Origin of the sequence: Aureliella helgolandensis (assembly GCF_007752135.1) — a bacterium.
Lineage (GTDB): Bacteria > Planctomycetota > Planctomycetia > Pirellulales > Pirellulaceae > Aureliella > Aureliella helgolandensis.
The window spans coordinates 8,383,904-8,404,500 of the sequence record NZ_CP036298.1 but is presented as its reverse complement, the minus strand read 5'-3'; the positions used below and the strand labels follow the sequence as shown (position 1 = coordinate 8,404,500).

The 20,597-nt window shown below is 56.2% G+C and carries 22 protein-coding genes and 4 pseudogenes; 15 read left to right on the top strand and 11 right to left on the bottom strand.

Annotated elements, in window-relative coordinates; all coding sequences use genetic code 11:
- The first annotated feature begins 32 nt into the window (after positions 1 to 32).
- Entirely contained in the window at positions 33 to 572 is a 540-nt protein-coding gene (locus Q31a_RS29650; protein WP_145086533.1) for a hypothetical protein, read from the top strand.
- Positions 573 to 1,015: 443 nt separating this feature from the next.
- Here Q31a_RS29650 and Q31a_RS29645 read toward each other — a convergent pair whose 3' ends face one another.
- The 4 genes from Q31a_RS29645 to Q31a_RS29630 form a co-directional block, all read right to left on the bottom strand.
- A complete protein-coding gene (locus Q31a_RS29645; RefSeq protein ID WP_145086531.1) occupies positions 1,016 to 2,038 on the bottom strand; it encodes a YihY/virulence factor BrkB family protein in 1,023 nt (340 codons plus the stop codon).
- A gap of 165 nt (positions 2,039 to 2,203) precedes the next feature.
- Entirely contained in the window at positions 2,204 to 3,361 is a 1,158-nt protein-coding gene (locus tag Q31a_RS29640) for a PDZ domain-containing protein (protein ID WP_197355942.1), read from the bottom strand.
- A gap of 418 nt (positions 3,362 to 3,779) precedes the next feature.
- Positions 3,780 to 4,622 carry a hypothetical protein gene (locus Q31a_RS29635; RefSeq protein WP_145086525.1) on the bottom strand — a complete coding sequence of 281 codons (843 nt, stop codon included), beginning with the start codon at positions 4,620 to 4,622 and terminating at the stop codon, positions 3,780 to 3,782.
- Positions 4,613 to 5,146, bottom strand: coding sequence for an RNA polymerase sigma factor (locus tag Q31a_RS29630; RefSeq protein ID WP_145086522.1), 534 nt, complete (start codon positions 5,144 to 5,146; stop codon positions 4,613 to 4,615). The genes Q31a_RS29635 and Q31a_RS29630 overlap by 10 nt, the downstream gene beginning before the upstream one ends.
- Positions 5,147 to 5,621: 475 nt before the next feature.
- On the opposite strand from Q31a_RS29630, the gene Q31a_RS29625 reads away from it, so the two are divergent.
- From Q31a_RS29625 to Q31a_RS31225, 10 genes and pseudogenes are all read left to right on the top strand, one after another.
- Entirely contained in the window at positions 5,622 to 6,650 is a 1,029-nt protein-coding gene (locus Q31a_RS29625) for an aldose epimerase family protein (protein ID WP_145086519.1), read from the top strand.
- 4 nt (positions 6,651 to 6,654) lie between these two features.
- A complete protein-coding gene (locus Q31a_RS29620) occupies positions 6,655 to 7,857 on the top strand; it encodes a hydrolase (RefSeq protein WP_145086516.1) in 1,203 nt (400 codons plus the stop codon).
- A 30-nt stretch (positions 7,858 to 7,887) separates the two neighbouring features.
- Positions 7,888 to 8,937 (top strand): aminotransferase class III-fold pyridoxal phosphate-dependent enzyme, encoded by a 1,050-nt coding sequence (locus Q31a_RS29615; protein WP_231691001.1) that lies wholly within the window; start codon positions 7,888 to 7,890, stop codon positions 8,935 to 8,937.
- Between the two features lie 136 nt (positions 8,938 to 9,073).
- Positions 9,074 to 9,289: a hypothetical protein gene (locus Q31a_RS31040; protein WP_231691000.1), complete on the top strand. Its 216-nt coding sequence runs from the start codon at positions 9,074 to 9,076 to the stop codon at positions 9,287 to 9,289.
- Positions 9,286 to 9,639, top strand: a pseudogene (locus Q31a_RS31560) (arginine N-succinyltransferase); the annotation flags it as partial. The gene Q31a_RS31040 and the pseudogene Q31a_RS31560, both read left to right, overlap by 4 nt.
- Positions 9,635 to 10,300 carry an arginine N-succinyltransferase gene (locus Q31a_RS31555; protein ID WP_145086510.1) on the top strand — a complete coding sequence of 222 codons (666 nt, stop codon included), beginning with the start codon at positions 9,635 to 9,637 and terminating at the stop codon, positions 10,298 to 10,300. The pseudogene Q31a_RS31560 and the gene Q31a_RS31555, both read left to right, overlap by 5 nt.
- A 27-nt stretch (positions 10,301 to 10,327) precedes the next feature.
- Positions 10,328 to 10,876: pseudogene (locus Q31a_RS31495) on the top strand (aldehyde dehydrogenase family protein); the annotation flags it as partial.
- Between the two features lie 79 nt (positions 10,877 to 10,955).
- Positions 10,956 to 11,078 (top strand): annotated as a pseudogene (locus Q31a_RS31490) (aldehyde dehydrogenase family protein); the annotation flags it as partial.
- A gap of 43 nt (positions 11,079 to 11,121) precedes the next feature.
- Entirely contained in the window at positions 11,122 to 11,475 is a 354-nt protein-coding gene (locus tag Q31a_RS31230; protein ID WP_197356913.1) for an aldehyde dehydrogenase family protein, read from the top strand.
- Positions 11,463 to 11,843: an aldehyde dehydrogenase family protein gene (locus Q31a_RS31225; RefSeq protein WP_197355937.1), complete on the top strand. Its 381-nt coding sequence runs from the start codon at positions 11,463 to 11,465 to the stop codon at positions 11,841 to 11,843. The genes Q31a_RS31230 and Q31a_RS31225 overlap by 13 nt, the downstream gene beginning before the upstream one ends.
- Positions 11,844 to 11,927: 84 nt before the next feature.
- Here Q31a_RS31225 and Q31a_RS30610 read toward each other — a convergent pair whose 3' ends face one another.
- The 3 genes from Q31a_RS30610 to Q31a_RS30605 are packed head-to-tail and all read right to left on the bottom strand — an operon-like array spanning position 11,928 to position 13,298.
- Entirely contained in the window at positions 11,928 to 12,155 is a 228-nt protein-coding gene (locus Q31a_RS30610; protein ID WP_197356919.1) for a hypothetical protein, read from the bottom strand.
- Positions 12,128 to 12,421, bottom strand: coding sequence for a transposase (locus tag Q31a_RS31485; RefSeq protein ID WP_197355935.1), 294 nt, complete (start codon positions 12,419 to 12,421; stop codon positions 12,128 to 12,130). The genes Q31a_RS30610 and Q31a_RS31485 overlap by 28 nt, the downstream gene beginning before the upstream one ends.
- Positions 12,324 to 13,298, bottom strand: coding sequence for a transposase (locus Q31a_RS30605; protein WP_197355933.1), 975 nt, complete (start codon positions 13,296 to 13,298; stop codon positions 12,324 to 12,326). Before Q31a_RS30605 ends, Q31a_RS31485 begins: the two co-directional genes overlap by 98 nt.
- A 235-nt stretch (positions 13,299 to 13,533) precedes the next feature.
- On the opposite strand from Q31a_RS30605, the pseudogene Q31a_RS29585 reads away from it, so the two are divergent.
- A pseudogene (locus Q31a_RS29585) lies at positions 13,534 to 14,468 on the top strand (N-succinylarginine dihydrolase).
- Complete coding sequence (locus tag Q31a_RS31480; RefSeq protein WP_145086498.1) at positions 14,449 to 14,979, top strand: N-succinylarginine dihydrolase; 531 nt, start codon at positions 14,449 to 14,451, stop codon at positions 14,977 to 14,979. The pseudogene Q31a_RS29585 and the gene Q31a_RS31480 overlap by 20 nt, the downstream one beginning before the upstream one ends.
- Here the strand turns inward: Q31a_RS31480 and Q31a_RS29575 are convergent.
- From Q31a_RS29575 to Q31a_RS29560, 4 genes are all read right to left on the bottom strand, one after another.
- Entirely contained in the window at positions 14,897 to 15,922 is a 1,026-nt protein-coding gene (locus tag Q31a_RS29575) for a glycosyltransferase family 2 protein (RefSeq protein WP_145086494.1), read from the bottom strand. The genes Q31a_RS31480 and Q31a_RS29575 overlap by 83 nt on opposite strands.
- Positions 15,923 to 15,936: 14 nt before the next feature.
- Entirely contained in the window at positions 15,937 to 16,830 is an 894-nt protein-coding gene (locus Q31a_RS29570) for an alpha-1,2-fucosyltransferase (RefSeq protein WP_145086491.1), read from the bottom strand.
- 72 nt (positions 16,831 to 16,902) lie between these two features.
- Positions 16,903 to 17,559 carry a CDP-alcohol phosphatidyltransferase family protein gene (locus Q31a_RS29565; RefSeq protein WP_145086488.1) on the bottom strand — a complete coding sequence of 219 codons (657 nt, stop codon included), beginning with the start codon at positions 17,557 to 17,559 and terminating at the stop codon, positions 16,903 to 16,905.
- Between the two features lie 26 nt (positions 17,560 to 17,585).
- Positions 17,586 to 18,410, bottom strand: coding sequence for a metallophosphoesterase (locus Q31a_RS29560; RefSeq protein ID WP_145086485.1), 825 nt, complete (start codon positions 18,408 to 18,410; stop codon positions 17,586 to 17,588).
- 227 nt (positions 18,411 to 18,637) lie between these two features.
- Here Q31a_RS29560 and Q31a_RS29555 point away from each other — a divergent pair, with 227 nt between their 5' ends.
- A complete protein-coding gene (locus tag Q31a_RS29555; protein ID WP_231690999.1) occupies positions 18,638 to 19,726 on the top strand; it encodes an AAA family ATPase in 1,089 nt (362 codons plus the stop codon).
- The gene (locus Q31a_RS29550) at positions 19,695 to 20,597 is read left to right on the top strand and encodes a DUF58 domain-containing protein (protein ID WP_145086482.1); all 903 of its coding nucleotides are present in this window, start codon (positions 19,695 to 19,697) and stop codon (positions 20,595 to 20,597) included. The genes Q31a_RS29555 and Q31a_RS29550 overlap by 32 nt, the downstream gene beginning before the upstream one ends.

The following is a 20,597-nucleotide window of genomic DNA, read 5'->3' as shown; positions in this document are numbered from 1 at the left end:
ACTTTCGATGGTCGTGACAGCAGAAATATCCTGTGACTAATCCCCAACCGCCCGGGCGGACTCTGACTCGCAAGCAGCTCACCGCCGCACTTATCCTAGTGACGTTGATTCCGTTTGCTCTGGTGGTCGTGCTGTACACGACACTGCCAGATTTTGAGGATCCGGTGTTGGAGGCTGCAGTGAGCGTGGGCCCGAGAGCTTGGCCCAATGATTCGGCAGAGGACGCGCGCATCGTGCCGTGTCTCATCCTCAAGAACCCGACCGCGGATGTGTGGCGCAACGTGAACATGTCCGTTAACGAGCAGTTTCACTTCGCGCACCCCTCCGAAATTGGCGGTGGAGAGGAGATCTTCGTGCCTCTCAAGTTCTTTCATACCAAGGGGAATCAGTTCTATCCACCAGAGAGCCAGGAGCTGAAGTTGCTAACGATCTATGCGCAAATCCCCTCAGGAGCGCGGGCGATATTGGAGGTCGCTGGCGCTGATTTGGCGAGCGGTCTGAGACTGCAAGACGGGCCGCCAAAGAAGGTTGAGCCGGCTGAAGCCAAAGATGAGCCCGCTGGAGCCGAGTAAGTACAAGCCTAGTATACCGTCCCCGTCCCCGTCCCCGTCCCCGTCCCAGCGCAAGCGTAGCATGGACCCCCGGTCCGTGACCAGCGCAAGCGTAGCATGGACCCCCAGTCCGTGATCCAGCACAAGCGTAGCATGGACCCCCGGTCCGTGACCCCACGAAAACGTAGCATGGCCGCCCGTTCCGTGGCCTCCCAAAAATCGCCCCACGTAAGCATCGCCCAATAACCGGGTTAGGAATCGTGACCCGACGGAAAGGACAGGACCGCCGACCGCCGCTCAAGAACTGTGAGGTCCGGGACTAGCCTGTTTCGGCAGGGGCATGTGCAGAACGATGGGATTGGGGCGTGCACCCCAGGACCGTGGCAAAGACCGGAGCAGCAGCTCCTGGATCATCGGTTTGCTGCATCGACGGCCTGTTCCGCAATGCGTCGATGGATCAACTACTAAGATGCACGGCGCTGTGTTTGGCGCTGTGTTTGGTGCTGTGTTCGGCGTGGTATCGCGATCGGCTTACGGTTGTGTTCCTCGTAGCCCTCTGGGCGAAACATCTTCAAGGGCTGGGCATGGCGTCGGGAAAGCACTTGCACGTACTCGGCGCCAAACAACAAGATGTTGACTCCCCAGTAGAACCAAAGCAGCAGGGCAATGAAGGAGCCGACGGCACCGTAGGTCGTGGTGTAGGAAGCGCGGATGAGGAAGGCGCTTAGGAATTGTCGGCCGACTTCCCAGATGGCCGCCACTAATGCGCCACTGCGAAACGCATCGCGCCATAACACGGGGCGTTTGGGGAGCCAGCGATAGAGCATGCCAAATGCGATAGCATTCAGGATCATAGTGGCGGCCGCCTCAAACACAGTGATCAGCGATGCTCCCGGTATCTTTAGGGAGAGCATCCATTGCTGAAAAGCACCCAGAGCGACATTGGACGCCAGAATGGTGATGATCGTCAGGCCGACGCCAGCCAACATGGTAAACGCGACCAAGCGTTGGGTGAGCACACGGACAATGCCACTCAGCAGGCCGTTGGCCGAAGGGTTGGGAATCCGCCAAATCTTGTCAAACGCGCGTTCAAACTGGTAGAAGACTCCGATAGCGGCCAGAATTGCAGTCAGCAGCCCAATCGGACCGCCCACCATGGAGTCATTCTCCAGTTGTAGGAACAATCCACGGATCTGTGCTTCGAGTGACGGGGAGCAGTGCTCGGCGATGACCGCAAAAATCTGGCCTTCTGCATCCTTTCCCAGCCTCGTAAATTTCAGGGCGAACCCAATCCCGGCCGTTAACACCATCCACAGTGGGAAGATCGATAGGGCCAAGTAATAGGCGACAGCGGCAGCCATGGAACTGGCGTCATCCATTTGCCAGCGGCGAGCAGCCAGGAAAGCCGAGCGGCCCACGACCTTCGAGTAGTGTTTGCCAGAACTTAGCAGTGATGCGACTGACAGTAGGTCGGGGCGTCGGGACATGCAAGGCTTGCGCGGGCTCGAGTGTTTGTAGCGATGAATGTGCTACAGCGATGGACGTTCATGGGGACCGGAGAGCCCAGATAATCCCAGAACAAGAGAGCGAGTGCCAGTGAAGCTGGGTAAGATATCGACCTTTCGCTAGCATTGGCATTCGGCTGACGACACTCACTTCTGCTGGGGTGTGTTCCGCAACTCACCAATTTCCGCCTTGAGTTCCTCAACCAAAGCCTTAAGCCGAGCGATCTCCGCTTGAAATTCCTCGGTCTGTTCCGTTGGAGGGGCGATCGGGGCGTCGTGCGGGCTCTTCAATTGCTCCAGTCGTTGCTTAGCATGAGCGCGTAGGTCTGCTTTTAGCAAATCCATCTGCAACCCCTCAGGCAGGGCGAAGGGCTGTCCATCGTCTCCGATAATCGCAATGCGACGTTCGAGCATCTGCTGCATGGCACCCCTTGCCTCCCTGTGGGTGGCAAATTCCTTCAGGACGGTCTGGACGCAGTCCTGCAATTCCTTAGGAAGTTTGGCGATGGCGTCGTCCGTAGCTTCCAGAGTTTGGACGTTGTCTGCTTGTTGAACCGTGATCTGCGCTGGTGGACCGGCGTCTGCATCAATCGTCACCACAACCTTGCCACCCTCGACTTCTTGTTCGAAACGAGTCTTAGTTTCTTCGTTGGGCGACTGGTCAGCGTCGCCCAAGACCATTGAGGGATTGCCGAAACGCAGGACTCGCACGCCCTGGTTTCGCAGGCTCTTGAGGAACTCCTTTCTCTCCCGGATTTCTGCAGGTGCACCATTCTGTTCGAGCAGCTCGGAAAGCGTGGATTCAATGGTCTGATTGGCTGAATCATTGATCCTAGGGCGTGGAGCGGGGGTAACGCGAATCGTTAGCTCGTGGCCGCGACGCAGGAGTCGGAAGGCCAATGCTTGAGGTTCGGCGACCGATTGCTGCGCCATGATTTCCAACAGCATGGAAGGAGAATCGAGAGGCTGATCATCGACGGCCAGCAACACGTCCCCGATGGCCAATTGCGCTTGTGCGGCTGGACTCTCTGGAACGATCCATTCGACAAAAACACCATCGCTTCGGTCAAGGTGTTTGGCTAGATCACCCGTGACCTCCTTGAGCTGAATCCCCAACCATACTCCGGGGCGCGCCAAACTTGGATCCTCTGGTCCATCACGGTGCTCTGGTGCAGCGGCTACTGCTGGCGCCGATTCCACGGTTGGCTCGTCTGCGTTGGCCGGCATCGGAAAGGCGAAGACGGAGGTTAGTGCGGCGATGCAGGTTGGGCCGAACAGCCGACACTGAAGTATTGAGCCAATCATTCGAGAGCTCCTTGCAGCAGAATAGATCATAGAGCGGTGGTATACGTGAACAGAAAATTGCCCATCACCGCGTACTGGAGGAAACGGGCGGTCCTGCAGGAAAACTTGGGGATCGCTAGGCTGTCCAACAGGAAACGGAGCAAGCGGGTTACTAGCCCTACACCATCCGGGCTGTTGATTTAATAGCAATTTGTGTTTTGACACGGAGGTAGCGTCCCAAATTGCCTTGTAGCGGCAACTATCTTTCCTTGCTCACGCAGCGGGTTACTATTTCAACAGCCCGCATCGCTCCGGGTACGGGGGCGCGATTGCCGCTTCCTCAGGACAGCAGTGCGCGCACGTTTCGCGCGGCAGTGGCGGCGGGAGGCGACCAGTGTTGGTTTTGCAGCGTCCCCAATGGGTGCTTCCCCAATGCGCGTTAGTACGATTGGCTGGTGGGAACGATTCGGAATTGCTGAACGGGAACGATGGCAGACGTACCATTGTCGAGCTCTACCGGCATTAATCCATCAATGGTTTCAATGCGGATAAGCCCCTGCCGCTCGAGCTCTCGCAGCGAAGCTGGAATTTCACGATCGATGCGAAAAACTTGATTCTTGCGCGACTGCCTGGAGGGTGGTGGAGGCGAAGATTTCGGACTATCGCCGACGATGGTGGTTTTCAGTGAGGGGGATGGTGAAGCGGACTGATGGCCCACTAGCGGATTTCCCAATGGCCCGCCTGAGGCACCAGACTCGCCGCTCATTCCAGATCCGAACCAGCCGATTGTGAAACTGATGAGCAATAGCGCGGCTAGGGAAGTGAATTTTTGCAGCTGGAGCAAGCGTGGAGGGATGGGACTCTCGCTGACCTGCACCGGATGATTTTCTGATTCTCGAAGCACCGCCGCGGCGCTGACCGGGGGAGTGCGGGAGAGTGGTTGCGTCTTCGATTGCTCGGCGGTGTTGCCTGCGGCATGCGAAGGTACCGCAGTGGAACTCGACTTGGAACTATCGGAACGCGTTGATTCCCCACCAGCGCTGCCTAGCCATGGATCGGTAGCTGAGGGAATGCGAATCGTATCCCAGTCGACGTCGCGCTGAACCAGCGCGCTCAATTCTTCCTGAATGGCCTGTTCTTCGAGAAAGGTCATGGCGCAGTCGCGCCATTGAGTTGGGTCCGAATCGAGCGCGGTCATAATGTGGCGGTAGCGTTCCCGGGGAATGGAACCAGCCACTAATTCATCAAGCACGGATTGATCGATTTTCACCTTCAGGCCCATGATTCATCACTTCTCAATTGTTGTCGTAACGTTGCTCGGGCGCGGTGCAGTCGAGATTGAACCGCACTGGCCGTGACGCCGATTCGATTGGCGATCTCTCCGTAGGACAGTCCCTCCACGTATTTCAAGAGTAGGAGTTGCCTATCGCGTTCGTCGATTCGCGCCATGGCGGCGCGAACTGCTTCTCCCCGCTCTTCGCCGATCAGGAACTCTACCGCTGGCTTGGAACGCACATCGACTTCGGTTGGCGCCAATTTCTCGGCGACGTTGTTCATCAGTTTTCGTCTACGGCCCGCCTTGCGTCGAAAGAGCATGACCTGCCGAAGGGCAACCTGATACAACCACGGTCCGACCCGTTCAACGGGGACAGCCTTGGCGGACTGATTGGCCGCCGCTACCGCGACCTCTTGCATCACCTCATCGACCTCGTCACGATTCCCCAACCGCGCATGCAACGTCGTCCTCAACCACGTTTCGTGGTCATGGAAAGCGGCAAGCGGGTCGCTGATCGTCGAAGATGTCATCGTGAAAGGCTAGAATAGGTGAGAAGTGCTTTAACCTACTTCAGTAGTATGGTTGCCCGTTGATGTAGACTGTTGCGAGGATTTCGAAAAATTTCTTCCTGGGTGGCGAGAATCGTCCGGTCCCCACCGTGGAACCCGCTTGCAGAATCGTCTCAATCGTAACTCGCCGCATGAGCAAGAATAGGTGTTTTTTGCTACGGGGCAATTTTGGGCACTATCTCCAATTTGGGCACTGTCTCCAACTTGAAACTCAAAATGCTATTTCGGCCTAGCTCGCGCGGTGGGGAATGGATATCAACAAGCCGTAGAGCAGGGCTCCTTGGAACTTACACTGGCTCCCGCGCCGGGCGGCCATTGATGCTTTAAATGAACTGAAAAATGAAGAAAACGACACGGGCTTGGGCCCTGTGGAGAAACCCCGTTACCGATTAGCATAATTGTTTACGTTTCCCACCCGATTTAGTTGGTTTTGAGAATGGCAGTAGCACGCACAAGCTTTGGTTCAACTCCTGATGGAACGGCGGTTGAGTTATTTACGCTCACGAATAGCCGTGGAAATATCATTAAGCTCACCAACTATGGTGCCATTCTAGTCTCCGTGGAGGTTCCAGATCGGTGCGGTCAGCTCCAAAATGTCAATCTTGGGTATTCGACCTTAGCGGGCTATCTCGAGCGGCATCCCTACTTGGGATCGACCGTGGGGCGATTTTGCAACCGCATTGCCAGCGGACGTTTTTCGCTGGATGGCCAGGAGTACTCCTTGGCGGTCAACAACGGTCCCAACCACTTGCATGGTGGACTTGAGGGGTTTGACCGGATGGTTTGGGGGGCAGAAGTGATCGAGGCGAGTGATCGGAGTAGCGTGCGCTTGACTCATGTGAGCACCGATGGAGATGAAGGCTACCCAGGCACGCTGACGGTAACGGTGGAATACACTTGGTCCGACGCCGATGAATTGTCATTTGCCTTCCGAGCGACGACCGATCGATCAACCGTCCTCAATCTTACCAATCATTCCTATTGGAATCTGGCGGGCGCTGGCACGGGAGACGTGCTCGCGCATGTCTTGCAATTGAACTGTGAAAAATATCTGGACGTGGATGAGACGTTGATACCGACTGGCCAGATCCTACCGGTGGCCGAAAGCGTGCTAGACTTTCGTAGCCCGCGCGCTCTGGGCGAACGCATTGCTCAATTGCCCGATACGAAAGGCTATGACCACTGCTTTGTAGTCGATGGAGCCCCGGGCACAATGCGCTCGGTAGGAAACGCAGTCGACCCCGCCTCAGGACGCATGATGGAAGTCTTGACCACGCAGCCCGGAGTGCAGTTGTACACTGGGAATCACTTGGACGGCGTGCATGAACCTCACGGTGGTTTCTGCCTGGAGACACAGCACTATCCTGACTCTCCGAACCAACCCCACTTTCCCACAACGCGGCTCGATCCGGGGATGGTGTTCGAACAAACAACCATTCATCGATTTAGCACCAAATCAGAGTAACTCCATGAACGCAGCTCACCATTGGCTCGATGCCCAACAAGAGGCGATGCGATCTGATCTCGTTGAGCTGGCGAATCAGAATTCTGGTTCGAACAATTTGGCAGGGCTCGAGCAGGTCGCCCAGTGGTTGGAGGCGTGGATGGATTTCCCCGATGCGACCGCGCGTCGCATCGCCCTACCACCGCGTTGCGAAATCGACGATTTGGGGCAGGAGATTGAACTGCAGACCGGTCCGGCATTGCGCTGGGATTGTAGGCCGCAAGCGGCGCGGCGCCTGCTATTGGCTATCCACTACGATACCGTTTTTCCAGCCGGGCATCCCTTTCAGCGCTGCCGCATACTGGACTCCGATCGCCTGCAGGGGCCGGGAGTGGCAGATGCCAAGGGGGGAATCGTCGTTATCCGCAACGCGTTGCGAGCCGTAGAGCAATTTGGACTCGCTCCCGACTGTGGGTGGACGGTATTGCTCAATCCCGATGAAGAGCTTGGTTCGCCACATTCCAGTTCCTTGTTGGCGCGATTGGCCTCGGAATTCGACGTCGGGTTTTTGTTTGAGCCTGCTTTACCGACGGGCGAGATGGTTGCGCAGCGCAAGGGTTCGGGAAATTTTACGGTGGTGATCGGTGGGCGTTCAGCGCACGCTGGTCGGAGTTTTGAAGAGGGCCGCAGCGCAGTAGCCAAGCTGTGCGAGTTTCTGTACGGATTGCATGGGCTGAACGGTCAACGACCGGGGCTGACCCTGAATGTGGCTTGGATCGGTGGGGGAGGCCCGTTGAACGTTGTGCCGGATCGCGCGGTGGGCCGCTGGAATGTGCGTTTGTCCGATCAGGAAAGCATTGCTTGGTTCGAATCCGAGTTGCAGAATCGCGTGGCAGCGGTAGAACAAACCGAGGGGTTTACTTGTCATGTCAGCGGGAACATCACTTCGCCGCCCAAGTTGAGAACACCCGCCATCGAGGCGCTCATGGAGGCCATTGGCCAAGAGTCGCTCCAGCTGGGATTGGAGGAAGTGCAGTGGGTATCCACGGGCGGAGTTTGTGATGGGAACAAATTGGCCGCCGCCGGCCTGCCGAACGTCGATACGCTAGGCCCCATTGGTGGTGGATTGCATAGCAAGGAAGAGTGGGTAGAGACCTCGTCGTTAGTCGATAAATCTAAACTTTTAGTAAATCTATTGCAGCGATTTTCAGCTGGACAATTGTTGTAGAGCAGCTCGTTGCGGAAAGATGGCTCAACCATGCCTGATTCGAAACAACTCCTGGCAGATCAATTGCGCGATGATCCTCGGGTGAAACAAGCCGAGGAGTTATTGTTAGCGGCGCTAGCAGACATTCAAGCCAAGGTTGCGGGGCCGCGCTCCGCCACAACTGAACTTGAAACCACTTACCAATCTCAGCTCGATCGTTTGGCGGAAGCACGTGGCGGAAAGCCCTACTTTCGCTATCTAGCGAGTGGAGTGGGGCGAGGGCCGTGGGTTGAACTGGCCGACGGCAGTATCAAGCTTGATTTCATCTCGGGGATTGGCGTGCATGGTTTGGGGCACAGCCACCCGCGTCTACTGCAGGCGGGGCTGATGGCTGCCTTGGAAGATACGGTCATGCAAGGAAACCTGCAGCAACATCGACCCTCTCTCGAAATCTGCGAACGGTTGCTCGAACTTGCAGGGCAGCAGGGAGCCGCGTTGCAGCACTGCCTGCTTTCGACCAGTGGGGCGATGGCCAATGAGAATGCGCTCAAAATTGCATTCCACAATCGCGCACCCGCAGACCGAGTGATTGCGCTGGACAATTGCTTTGCTGGTCGAACGATCGCTATGGCGCAGCTCACTGATCGACCGCAATACCGCACCGGATTGCCTACCGCTCTGGCCGTGGACTATATCCCCTCCAGTGATCCCGATCATTCCCTTGCATCTCAGGAACGTTCCCTGGCAGCCCTAGACAAGCACTTGAAACGTCACCCAGGGAAGTATGCGGCGCTGTGGTTGGAGTTGGTCGCTGGCGAAGGTGGATACTATCCTGGATCGACCGAGTACTTCACCAAGTTGATTGAGCGAGCTAAGCAAGACAATGTGTTGATCATCTTTGACGAGGTTCAAACCTTCGGCCGCCTGAGCCAGCCCTTTGCCTTTCAGCACTTTGAATTGGATGCCCTGGCCGATCTCGTCACGATCGGGAAAATTACGCAGTTGTGTGCGACGCTCTATCGCGACGAGCTCCAGCCCAAGGGGCCGCTGTTGAGCAGACGTTTACGGCAGCCAGCAGTTCCATCGCAGCGGCCTTGGTAGTGCTCGACGAACTACAGCAAACGGGATGCTTTGGGGCTCACGGGCAGAACGCGCAGCGGCACCAATACTTCGAAGAGCAGTTGGGGCGATTGATCGCCAAGTACCCGGCAAAATCGCCGGCCCGCATGGGTGCGGCATGATGTTTGCCTTAACCCCAGGGGACGGTTCGCCGGAAGTTGCAACGGAATTCGTGCACGCCCTGTTTGATGCTGGCCTCATGGGCTTTGTGGCAGGTGGAAATCCGACACGCGTGCGTTTCTTGCCTCCTCCGGGTTGTACGACGCTTGCAGATATTGATGGGGCCATCCAAATCATGGATCAAGTTCTTGCAGAAGGAACGGTGAGTTGGTGATTGTACGCTCCGTGCGGTTAGAAGACTTGGACGAGCTGTGGGCCTTGATCGAGCAGGCTACTTATGGAATGACCACACTGCAGATCGATCGCAAGCAGCTTGTCGAACGTGTAGAACTGTCGCATTTTGCCTTCAATCGTCAGACCGAAAAACCATCGGGGGAACCCTATGTGTTTGTTATGGAAGATACCACTCAGGCAAAGCTAGTTGGCCTGTCCTGCATCTTTAGTAAGACCGGTGGCTACGAGCCCTTCTACAGTTACCGACGCGTAGTGGAATCGGCGCATAGTGAGCTGCTCAAGCGGACGCAACGGGTCGAATCGCTTCACCTAGAAAAGATTCACGATGGTCCTACCGAAATTGGTAGCCTATTTTTATTGCCGGAATATCGCGGGCAGGGGAGGGGCCGCCCTCCTGAGCTTGGCTCGCTTCGCGTTTATGGCCGCGCACCCCAATCGCTTTGCAGACTCGGTGATTGCCGAGATGCGAGGCGTGATGACCGACGCCGGGGATTGCCCCTTCTGGGATGCGATTGGCAAGCATTTTTTCGCCATTGATTTTCCGCAGGCAGATAGTCTTTCGACGATCAACAAACGCTTTATCGAAGACTTGATGCCGCGCTATCCGATCTACACGAGCCCTGCCCGAGGCGGCTCGAAAGGTCATGGGGGCAGTGCATCCACAAACACGCCCCGCACTGGCCATGCTGGAAGCCGAGGGTTTGAGAAGATTGACCTAATCGATATCTTCGATGGAGGTCCCGTGGTGCGTTGCCGCCGCGATGAAATTTCTGCTGTCCGTCGAACGCAAGTACAATTGGTAGAGCAGATTGCGGCGCAGGTTACCGGAACGGCAAGTATTGTCGCATCAGCAACGACGGGATTTTGTGCTGCGTTATCCGACATCGCTCACACGGATAACGGCGGAGTGATCGTGAGTGAGTCCACCGCAGCCGCATTGGAGCTCAATGTGGGGCAGGAGATTCGCGCGATGGCTCTTTTATCCAACTGAAACACGTTCCTCTTAGGAAGCCGAGTCATGGATCGTTCAATCAAGCCCGCCTCCGACAGCGTGCCATTCACCCCGGAGTTGGGGAGACTCCTTATCGATGGGGCGTGGCTCTCGGGTGAGGGAGTTGCTTGGCAGCGGGTGTCTCCCGCGAATGCGGAAGTGATGTGGGAGGGGAATTGGGCATCTTCCAGCCAGGTCGATCGCGCCGTGGGGGCCGCGCGCCAAGCCTTCCCCACTTGGTCTGAGAAATCACTCGATGAACGCATGAGCGTGTGTCGGAAGTTTGCCGAAACACTCAAGGCCAGGCAGGAGGAGCTAGCCTCGATCGTCGCGCGAGAGACGGGGAAGCCCCTGTGGGAAGCTCGCACAGAGGTGGGAGCAGCTGCCACGAAGGTAGCCAATTCCTTCGATGCGATCCTCAAACGACGCTGGACCACAACCGAAGAGATGGGAGATCTGCTGGCGGTTACACGCTATCGTCCCCATGGGGTGATGCTGGTTCTTGGACCGTTCAATCTGCCGGCGCATTTACCGGGAGCTCACATTGTGCCAGCGCTCCTGGCGGGCAATACGATCGTTTTCAAACGAGTGAGTTGGCGCAGCTACCGGACAGTGGCTGGCCGAAGCATGGCACTCCGCCGGACTGCCGGCGGGGGTGCTGAACCTGCTCCACGGCGCTGCCGAAGTGGCGACTGCAGCGGTAGAGCATGTCGAGGTGGACGGAGTGCTCTTCACCGGAAGCCACCGAGTGGGAGTCAAATTGCATCAGATGCTCGCCGGAAAACCTCACAAAATCTTGGCTCTAGAACTGGGAGGGAACAATCCCTTGGTGGTTCACGGGGGCCAGCGATCTGCGCGGCGCTGCGATCACTACCATTCAATCGGCCTACATCACCTCAGGGCAACGCTGTACGTGCGCACGGCGATTGATCGTCGTTGGAGAATCCTTGAGCGCTCAACTGAGCGAACAACTGCGAGAATTGATTCCCAAAATAGCGGTTGGTTTACCGATGGAAGAACCTCAACCCTTTATGGGAACCCTCATTAACGAGCGGGCGGCTGAGCAGATGCTGAATGCCCAAGCGGTACTCCTAGAGCGAGGGGCTGAGCCTGTGGTACCAATGCAACGCCGCGAATCCTGCAATGCCCTGGTGACCCTGGTTTGCTGGAATTGAAATCGGGAGCGCAAGTTGACGACTGTGAGCATTTTGGTCCGTTGCTCACCTTGCAAACAGCTCACGACTTTGAAGAAGCTATTGCTCTGGCGAACCAAACGCAATTCGGCTTGTCGGCCGGGTTTGTGGGCGACCGCGTGGAGGATTTCCACTACTTCCTTCATCGCATTCGGGCTGGCGTTGTCAATTGGAATCGGCAGACCACGGGAGCCAGTGGCAAGCTTCCATTTGGTGGCGTTGGCGGAAGTGGCAATCATCGTCCCAGTGGGTATTTTGCTGCCGATTACTGCTCCTACCCCATGGCATCCTTGGAGAGTCACACCTTAAACGAAACCGGCCAAGCCGTGCCGGGCCTCGAACGACTCTAGTGCATTGTCAACACTAAGAATTAGGGTTTAGCGAGCGTTCGGAAAAAGGTGTCCGACACGAATGGCACTTAATCGGCGTAAGTCCTATGCCTCCCCGGGTTTGTATTCGCTTCTTGGCTTTTGCATCAGCTTGTATTTCTTCGGTCTTCGCTTGAGCACCCTGGGCTCGTAGCGGTCCGGTCGATTGCCAACTGCGTGTTGCAAGCAGCAGCGGTACAACACAGTGCATAATTCATCGGCGTTGCTGATTAGGCCTAGAACCGGAAGCATATCCGTCACCGTTGTCAGTGTTGACTTGAACTGATATGCCATTGAACGTCGCCTTCGACGGCCGCTTCAGACATCACCCCGCGAATCAAATTGTAAGCCAACATGTGCGTCCGAATTTCGTTCCGCACTCGATGCGGCTTTTTACAGCGCAAGTGTTCCATCTGCATGACCGTTTTCAAGCTCCGTAAATGAAGTTCTGCTTGCCACCTTCTACGGAACAGGGCCGCGATGTCTCCTCGTGTACTCCGTATCGTCCGACAGCGATGTGTGAACGATAATCTCGCGAGTGCGAAATCCGTTGTTCTCAACTCGGATACGGATCTCGCGAATGGTGATGAAGTCCGGGTACGTCTCGTACTCTTCAATGCTCATCCAGTCGGGACGAGCTGGCTTGTCGATTTGGATGGAGTGATCGTCTTTGCCGTAACGAATTCCAGTCCGAAAATCTGACTTGCGCAACTGGTGTTTGCGAACAACGACGTGTGCACCACGTTGAATCATCCTCGCCATCTCGAACCAACCCGCATAGGCGCGATCAGCTAGGAAAACATCGGTTTCTTCGATGATTGCGTCGATCTGACGAAACAAACTTACTTCGTGAGTGAACTTACCTTTGTATCGGCCCATCGCCATGTCGAGCACAACGCCAGTCGACAACGCGAACAGTACAACGACTCGCAAGATCGGAAATCCACAACCGGGTGCTTGACTACTAAGTTGCGGGTAGGCGGCTTGATTCTCCGACGTGTCTGCCATCGTGACGGTGGCACCATCGGCGGTGATCACGCGGTGCCCCAGCCATCGCCAATGGTCGGGACTGCTGTCTTCAATCGCAAGTCCGCTGGCCGTCACAAGACGTTGCATGGATTGCTCGTCGATTTTGTCTCGAGCAATGCAGTAAGCACCGGTTTCGGCAGAGCAAGCAGTTTGGTTGTTGGCGACTCGATGGGTGATCAGCTTGGCGACCGCAGAGACGCAGCCGTGGTGGATGCTCATGACTTGCGAGAGGAAGACCCACAGCGTGACCGATGTGTTGTAAACTCTGGCCGAATCGAGAATGGCACTTGCATTGCCAAAGACTGACGCGATAGTCTCTTTGGAGATCAAGGCGGCGAAGTAAAGATCGCCGTGTTGGCGCGCATGTTGGACTCGACAGCGGAACGAATCAAACGGATGATGGCACACGGGGGCTTCCTTGCTTGGTGTGTTCGGGAGGGTAAGATTACCCAAACTCATCGCAAGTGAAGCCCCCTGCTGTCAATCGAACTTAACTCTAGAAGCACCAGTACCTTAGGCCGATTAAGTGCCATTCGTGTCCGACACCAAAAGTGCACAGCACCCGAAGGGCCGTTCCGGCTTTTGTTGTCGGACACCTTTTTCCGGGCAACCCGAAAATTAAGCTTTGACAAAGCACTAGCCGATGAAGCATCGCAAACTTATGATCGTAGAAGCAAACGTAGACTCCCTGGTGGGGCCGACTCATCATTTCAGTGGTCTGGGCGTCGGTAATGTGGCGTCTCAAGCCCACCGTGACCAGCCGAGCAATCCGAAATTGGCCGCACTGGAAGGGCTTCGCAAAGCGGCCTTGGTCGCGAGCTTCGGAGTTCCCCAATACCTCTGGTTGCCACCATTCGGCCGCAGCTCGAATTTCTTTCGCAAATGGGTTTTAACGGGGCACCCTCGGAGCAGGTTTCAGCCGCCTACCAATCCTCCTCTGCTGGCTTGTCTGCTGCCTACAGCAGCGCTTTCATGTGGGCCGCGAATGCCGCGACATTTTCGCCCGCACGGGACTGCCGCGATACCCAAGCCCACTTCACTCCCGCAAATCTGCTGAGTAGTTGGCACCGCGGTTCCGAGGCTGGTGAGCGAGCCATCGAGATGCAGCAGCTATACCCGCACGGCTTGCGAACGCACTCGCCTTTGCCTGCGGTCTTTCCATTGCGTGATGAGGGAGCAGCGAACCACATGCGATTGAGCGATCCGCTTGGGAAGACTGGGCTGAATGTTTTCGTCCATGGGGAATTTACCCCGGAATGCGATGTTCGCTTCATGCCGCGCCATACGCTTGCAGCATCCCAAGCCATTGCTCGACTCCATCAACTCGATCCGCAATGCACGTTCTTCTTGCAACAGCACCCGGCGGCGATCGCAGCGGGCGTCTTCCACAACGACGTTATTGCTACCAGTCACGAAAACCTATTGATTTACCACCAGTTCGCGTTTGTGGACGGTGAGTCTGAAATCGATCGCGTGGCGGACCAATTTGAACGGAAGACCGGCGCCCCATTAGTGCGTATCGAAGTGGGAGAGGCGGAACTTTCGTTGTCGGAGGCCGTTGCATGCTATTTTTTTTAACAGCCAGATTATCACTCCTCAAAGTGGGAGTGCGGAACAACCACGCATGGTGTTGATCTGCCCAGAGCAGTGTCGCATGAGCGGGCAAGCTAGTCAGCTGATTGAGCGTTTGCTCAACGATCCTGCCATTCCTCTCGAAGAGGTCTGCTACGTTTCACTGGCGGAAAGCATGTCTGGCGGAGGCGGACCTGCCTGCTTGCGGTTGCGCCTGCCTGTTGAGGTTGATCAGCTCTCACAACTCAACCCAGGTTGCCGAGTTGATCGTGCGTTGGAAAACGCGCTGACTGAGGCGATTGAACTCTGGTACCCCCGATCGCCTAGAACTCCAGGACTTGGGCAATCCAGAGTTTGTGCAGGTTGCGCACCGAGCAGTGAAAGCCTTGCGAGAGCGACTCGACCAGCTCCGCTATATGCCTTGAAAATGCTTCTCAAGCAGCCTTGGAGGGTGTCGATCGTGGAACTGTTCGCTGGGCATGTTGCGCGTGCCAGTGTGGGAAGCTTGGGATCCTAACGGTAGGACTGCCTGCGATCAAGCGACGGGGGGAGCCACCGATCAAACGGAGTAGCGATTCGAAAGTCATTCTCGACTTGTAACTCCATTTAGAATCGGAGCGGAGCAGGTGGTGTAGATGCTTGAACGTCGAATGGACATGACCACCCTTGGCTGCCTTTCGCGCCCACTTCCCAGGTCCAGCGGAAGTTTTGAGGTAGCTCTTTTCAGCCAAGAGCAATTCTGGTGGAACGCTCTTTCCACGCTGTTGGTACGCCTCGGTGAGTAGTTGGTTCATGAGTTCACGTTGGAGGGAAGCGCGTTGCCAACAGGTGCTGGACGCGTGTTGCCGGTAACACAGGACTAGGTCCGTCAGGTTATGCAGCAAGCCCTCGCCGGAGAGTCGAAGCCAGAGATCGTGGTCCTCGACCCAAAGAAATTCAGGGCGATAGCCGCCCACGGCATCAAAAGCAGATTTGCGAAGCATCGAGGCCGGGTTGAACAAGCCGGTTCGCCGCGTGAGTAGGTTATCGACAATGTTTGGGTGGTTTGTAGGTAGACTTGCCAGTCCCAGAGGGTCACTGTCATTGTCAATCTCGAGGATTGCGCCACCGACTGCCACGTGCTGTGGATGGTCCCGCATAAAGTCGTATTGCACCTGGAGGCGGTGCGGGTAAGCGATGTCATCACAATCCATGCGGCAAATCAACGGTGCGTTCGCGGCGTAGCAGCCACGATTCGCTGCCTGGACAATCCCAGCATTTTCTTGCTCAAGGATGCGGATCCGCGGGTCGCATTCCGCAAACCAACGCAAGATTTCGCCGCTGCGATCTTGCGAGCCATCGTTGACGCAGAGGAGCTCCCAGTCTTGAAAACTCTGTTCAACAATGCTGGCGAGCGAATCGATCAAGTACCGTTCGCCATTGTAGATGGTCATCACAACCGAGACCGAGGGACTTTCCATGACGTCAGGCCGCCTTACAAAGTGGGGATGTGGCGGGGGCAGTGCGCCATGTGGTGGGTAGGATGGCTGAGCCGTCGAGCGTTCCGGGGCGAAACCATGTCTCGGGGGCGTAAACGGTTTTTTCCCGGCCGCCGATTCAACCAGGCTGCCCACCAGCTGAAAGTGCTGTTGGCAATGACATTGCAGGCTGCCTGCTGCATGAGGGCCATGTCTTCATAGGCCGTCTCGACGCCATTGTGATCAACGAAGTGCACGGGCCACGGTAGTTGAACGTTCTCTTTGCACCATGGAATATCATTGGAGAACACGAACACTTCCGGCCGTTGCTGGGTCTGGGCCCAATCGGTAATGGCGTTCAGATAATAGTCGAGTTGTACGTGATGAAAGAGCTGGGCGGCGCTGGTGTTGGAAAGGTAGTCTCCGCGGCGCAGATGGATTGCGATGCTGTTGGTCGCAGCGATTTTGTCAGCCACTTTCTGACTGCGCAGCGACAGGGGAGCGGCCAGGGTAAATTCCTCGCAGAGCCGCTGCTCCAAACCAGGAAAAAACTGCTCGCTCTGCCAGTACCCTACCAAGTAGCGATTGTCGGAGGCTCGCAAGTGTTTGGCTTGGAATCCAAATGGTGATTCCTTGTGGCGGGGGAATTTCGTGGGTCGCAGCCAGGCTAGCTTGGACGTCTGCATGCTTTCCGTAGAACGGTATTTTCTCGGTATCTGGGCCAATAGACTGCTGTCGGCAACTTGGGCCTCAATGGAGTACCGATCGAGCAAAAAACCATGCTGCGGAGCGGCCGCGTAGCTTCTTAGGTCAAGTCGAAGTTCCGTTTGGTGACGCTGTGCCAAGTACTGGCCATAGGCGTACTGAAACATCTGGTTTCCAAGGCCACCTTCAATACGGGCGATAATCATAGTGCATGTCGTCTGGCGGGATGGGCGAAGCGTCTAAAGCGTTTCGTACATAGCGGCAAACGGGGATTGCGATCAAGGCCAATCGCGGAGCGTAGCGTTGGAAAGGTGGGAATCGGGGAGTCGGCTGCGAAGTCGAAGGAAGCCGGTGGCGGCCTTCAATGCTAGCACGAGATTGCAGAGCAGCATCACCCAGGTCGTGAGGTAACCGGTGGCTGGCCCCGCCAGGCAGCAATCGAGAGCCAGCGCGGTATAGACGAAGAACCTGGGACGAAGCAGCCACGAGTAGGGAATGTCCAACGCGTTGCGGACCATGGCCATGAACACCACCAGCGCATAGACAAAAATGTAGAGGGCCCCCATTGAGATGTTGAGTGGCGTCGGGGAGCCGATCATCCAGGCCATGGTTACGGCGCTGATCACCAGCTGGTCGGTAAGAGTGTCGGTGAAGCTTCCACGCGGACCAGCGGCGTGCTGAAAGCGAGCCAGCGGGCCGTCGAGGCCGTCGAGAAGGGTATGGATGGCCAAGCAGACGAGCGCTGCTGAGCGATAATGCATGAGCCATAACGGGACAAAGCACAAGCCGATGACGCCGGCGAGCAAGGTGATTCCGTCCGCAGTGACGCGGCGTTGCGTTAGTTGGAGCAAGAGTGGCGCCAGCCATCTGGCTCTTAGTTGTTGGCCGAAAAGCATCCAGCCCCGTTCACCGCTCGAGTAACAGTCCGATCGCATCGTCTGATTCCCTTAGATTGAGAGCTCTACTTCGACGGAGGTTTGGTGCTGGTATCGGAAGCCAGTGGAATCTCCGACGCAGGAATCGCTCGTTCAAAAGTGAATTCATGTGGCTGCAATTGCATGTGCTTCATGCCTGCACCTGGATTGTAAAAACTTCGGCCGTTCAGCTTCAAACCTTCGATGGGAACATGGGTATGGCCGAAAAACACGTTGCGAACCGCCTTTGCGTCATCGAGATTCAAGCGATCAATGGCATTCTGCAGTCGTTGGCAAGTGCGCATCGGTTGATGCAAGATTCTGGGCACCAGTTTGTGGACGCGCAGACCAACTGCCGTATCGTAGCTCCGATGAGCCCATTGCGACTGGGGTTTTACATGATGGAATTGCCGGCGATAACGCTGTAAGTCCTCGAGGCTATTGCCGGCATCGAGAATGTCGCCATGAAAGAACAGATTGTTCCCCAATTGAAGGTGGTGCGGCTGCCACGAGAAATTCTTGGATTGTTGAGAGAGTTTTTCGAGTTGTTCCAAAAAGTCGGGGTGGCAGTCGTGATTCCCAGGGAGGTAGATAATATCGGTGTTTTCCGTGGCCAGTTGTAAATCTTGCAACCAGCGTGAGGTCGCTTCCAACGTTTGGTCGTGCCCGCCACGATCGCTCCAGCGAAAATCAAAGATGTCCCCTCCCAGCACGATGCACTTGTGTGCGCCAGCGTAATCTGCCAATTCCGTCTCGATGTGAGGACAAGCACTTCTGGGGCTCAACAGATGCAGGTCTGAAACGAACAGTCCGTGCACGAGGTCTGCCGGTTCTGGCGAGGAGGGAGTTGGCGGGGGCAATTGTGCGTTCAAGGTTCAATCACTTACAGGGAAAACTCGAGCGGACATCGCATGGTAGCAGGGACGCTGGACCAGCAATTTGGAGGCTGTTTAGCGAGGGCATACTGGGACTGGGTTGTCTTGCCCCCTGGCTGCTATAATACCGGACGTCAAAGGAAGAGAACCGTTTACGCACTCTTATTGAAAAAATAGAGAATAAGAGAATCGCAGTGCATTCGATCTAGAACCCGGGAGGGCTTGTGGCCAGCACAGCCAAAAATTCAGTGAGTGGAGGCGGGGATGCGCCAGCGGCGGAGGATGAGCTGTTGGCGCTCGCACGGCTTAGCCAGACGTTGCAGGAGGTTCGCGACGAACTCTCCGAGATCATCGTGGGGCAGCAAGCGGTGATTGAACAACTGCTAATTGCCATGCTGGCGGGGGGGCACTGCCTGTTGGTGGGCGTGCCAGGACTGGCCAAGACATTAATGATCTCCAGCTTGGCCAAGTCGATCGACCTCGTCTTCAACCGCATCCAGTTTACGCCCGATTTGATGCCAGCGGATATCACTGGCACCGAGGTGATTCAAGAGGATCGCTCCACCGGGACGCGCGAATTTCGCTTCATCCCCGGACCGATCTTCGCCAATGTGGTGCTGGCGGACGAAGTCAATCGTACTCCTCCCAAAACCCAAGCCGCCCTCCTCGAAGCCATGCAGGAACGGCAGGTCACTGCCGGCGGTCGTCGCCATGCGTTGCCCTCTCCCTTCTTCGTGCTAGCTACCCAGAACCCCATTGAGCAAGAGGGAACCTATCCGTTACCCGAAGCACAGCTCGATCGATTTATGTTCAACGTGCTAGTCGACTACCCCAGCCAGGCGGACGAACTGGAAGTGGTGTTGCGTACGACGAGCGATTCTACCGCTGAGCCGCAAGTGCGTCTTACCGGAGAGAGATTGCTGGAGCTGACCCACTTGGTCCGACGGATCGCGATCACTCCCGAGTTGGCTTTGGTGGCGACTCAGATTGCACGCTTGACCCGTCCCTCCGATGATCAAGCGAACGAATTGGTGCGACGTTGCGTGCGTTGGGGGGCAGGGCCGCGGGCTAGCCAATACATCGTCTTGGGAGCCAAGGCGCGGGCGGCGATGCACGGAAGTCCCATCGTGCGTCGCGAAGATATCGAATCGGTGGCACCTTCTGTCCTTCGACACCGGATGAAATTGAATTTTCAAGCTGAAGCCGAAGGCGTCACCGTGGAGCAGATTATCAGTGATGTTATCCAATACGCGGATCGTACTTTGAGCAATAGTGAGAGTCTTGAACGCATCGCAAAAGTACTTCGATCCTAAAGTTTTAGCAGCCGTTCGACCGCTGGGACTCCGGGCTCGCACTTTAATCGAAGGGCTGGTCGCCGGGATGCATCGCAGTCCGCTGCGCGGGCACTCGATCGAATTCGCCCAGCATCGCGAGTACGTTCCTGGAGATGACTTGCGGCAAGTCGATTGGAAAGTCTACGCGCGCAGCGACAAACATTACCTGAAGCAGTACGAAGATGAGACGAATCTAACCTGCTACTTAATGTTGGACCAAAGCGAGAGCATGCTCTATCGCGGTCAGCAAAGTAGCCTGAGTAAGGTTGAGACTGCCCAGTTGATCGCGTGTGTCTTAGCCTATTTGGTGGTGTCGCAACAAGATAGTGCAGGTCTCATTACCTTCTCGGATGGCATCGACAACTGGTTGCCACCGAGCAGCAGTCCGGTGCAGTTCGACGATATCGTCCGAGTGTTGGAGTCTGGGAAGCACAATCGACGCACAGAAATCTCCGAGACGATTCAACAGACTGTTCAGCGAGCGACTAAACCTGGATTGATGATCCTGCTTAGCGATCTACTCGACGATCGCGAGGCACTGCTCAGTGCGCTGCGGCTGGCACGCTACGCTCGGCATGATGTTTTGGTGATCCAAATCCTCGATGCGGACGAACTGCAATTTCCCTTTGACCAACTCTCGCGTTTCGAAGGAATGGAAGATGCGTCTCAGGTGGTAACCGATCCTCTCCTCATTGGAGGAGCCTATCGCAAGGCAATCGCCGCTTACTGCCAAGCATTGGAAAGCGGCTGCCGACAACTGGATATCGACTACTTCCGCGTGCAGACCGATGAGTCTTTGGCGGTTTGCTTGCCGAATATCTTGTCCAGTCGACAATTGCGGAGGAGCTGA

Bases quoted from the DNA above. Each gene is read 5' to 3' on its own strand.
- Q31a_RS29575 (WP_145086494.1), bottom strand. From the start codon at position 15,922: ATGGAAAGTCCCTCGGTCTCGGTTGTGATGACCATCTACAATGGCGAA.
- Q31a_RS29620 (WP_145086516.1), top strand. From the start codon at position 6,655: ATGAACGCAGCTCACCATTGGCTCGATGCCCAACAAGAGGCGATGCGA.
- Q31a_RS29615 (WP_231691001.1), top strand. From the start codon at position 7,888: ATGCCTGATTCGAAACAACTCCTGGCAGATCAATTGCGCGATGATCCT.
- Q31a_RS29625 (WP_145086519.1), top strand. From the start codon at position 5,622: ATGGCAGTAGCACGCACAAGCTTTGGTTCAACTCCTGATGGAACGGCG.
- Q31a_RS31040 (WP_231691000.1), top strand. From the start codon at position 9,074: ATGATGTTTGCCTTAACCCCAGGGGACGGTTCGCCGGAAGTTGCAACG.
- Q31a_RS29640 (WP_197355942.1), bottom strand. From the start codon at position 3,361: ATGATTGGCTCAATACTTCAGTGTCGGCTGTTCGGCCCAACCTGCATC.
- Q31a_RS30610 (WP_197356919.1), bottom strand. From the start codon at position 12,155: ATGGCATATCAGTTCAAGTCAACACTGACAACGGTGACGGATATGCTT.
- Q31a_RS29635 (WP_145086525.1), bottom strand. From the start codon at position 4,622: ATGGGCCTGAAGGTGAAAATCGATCAATCCGTGCTTGATGAATTAGTG.
- Q31a_RS29645 (WP_145086531.1), bottom strand. From the start codon at position 2,038: ATGTCCCGACGCCCCGACCTACTGTCAGTCGCATCACTGCTAAGTTCT.
- Q31a_RS29630 (WP_145086522.1), bottom strand. From the start codon at position 5,146: ATGACATCTTCGACGATCAGCGACCCGCTTGCCGCTTTCCATGACCAC.
- Q31a_RS29565 (WP_145086488.1), bottom strand. From the start codon at position 17,559: ATGCGATCGGACTGTTACTCGAGCGGTGAACGGGGCTGGATGCTTTTC.
- Q31a_RS31555 (WP_145086510.1), top strand. From the start codon at position 9,635: ATGGTCCTACCGAAATTGGTAGCCTATTTTTATTGCCGGAATATCGCG.
- Q31a_RS29570 (WP_145086491.1), bottom strand. From the start codon at position 16,830: ATGATTATCGCCCGTATTGAAGGTGGCCTTGGAAACCAGATGTTTCAG.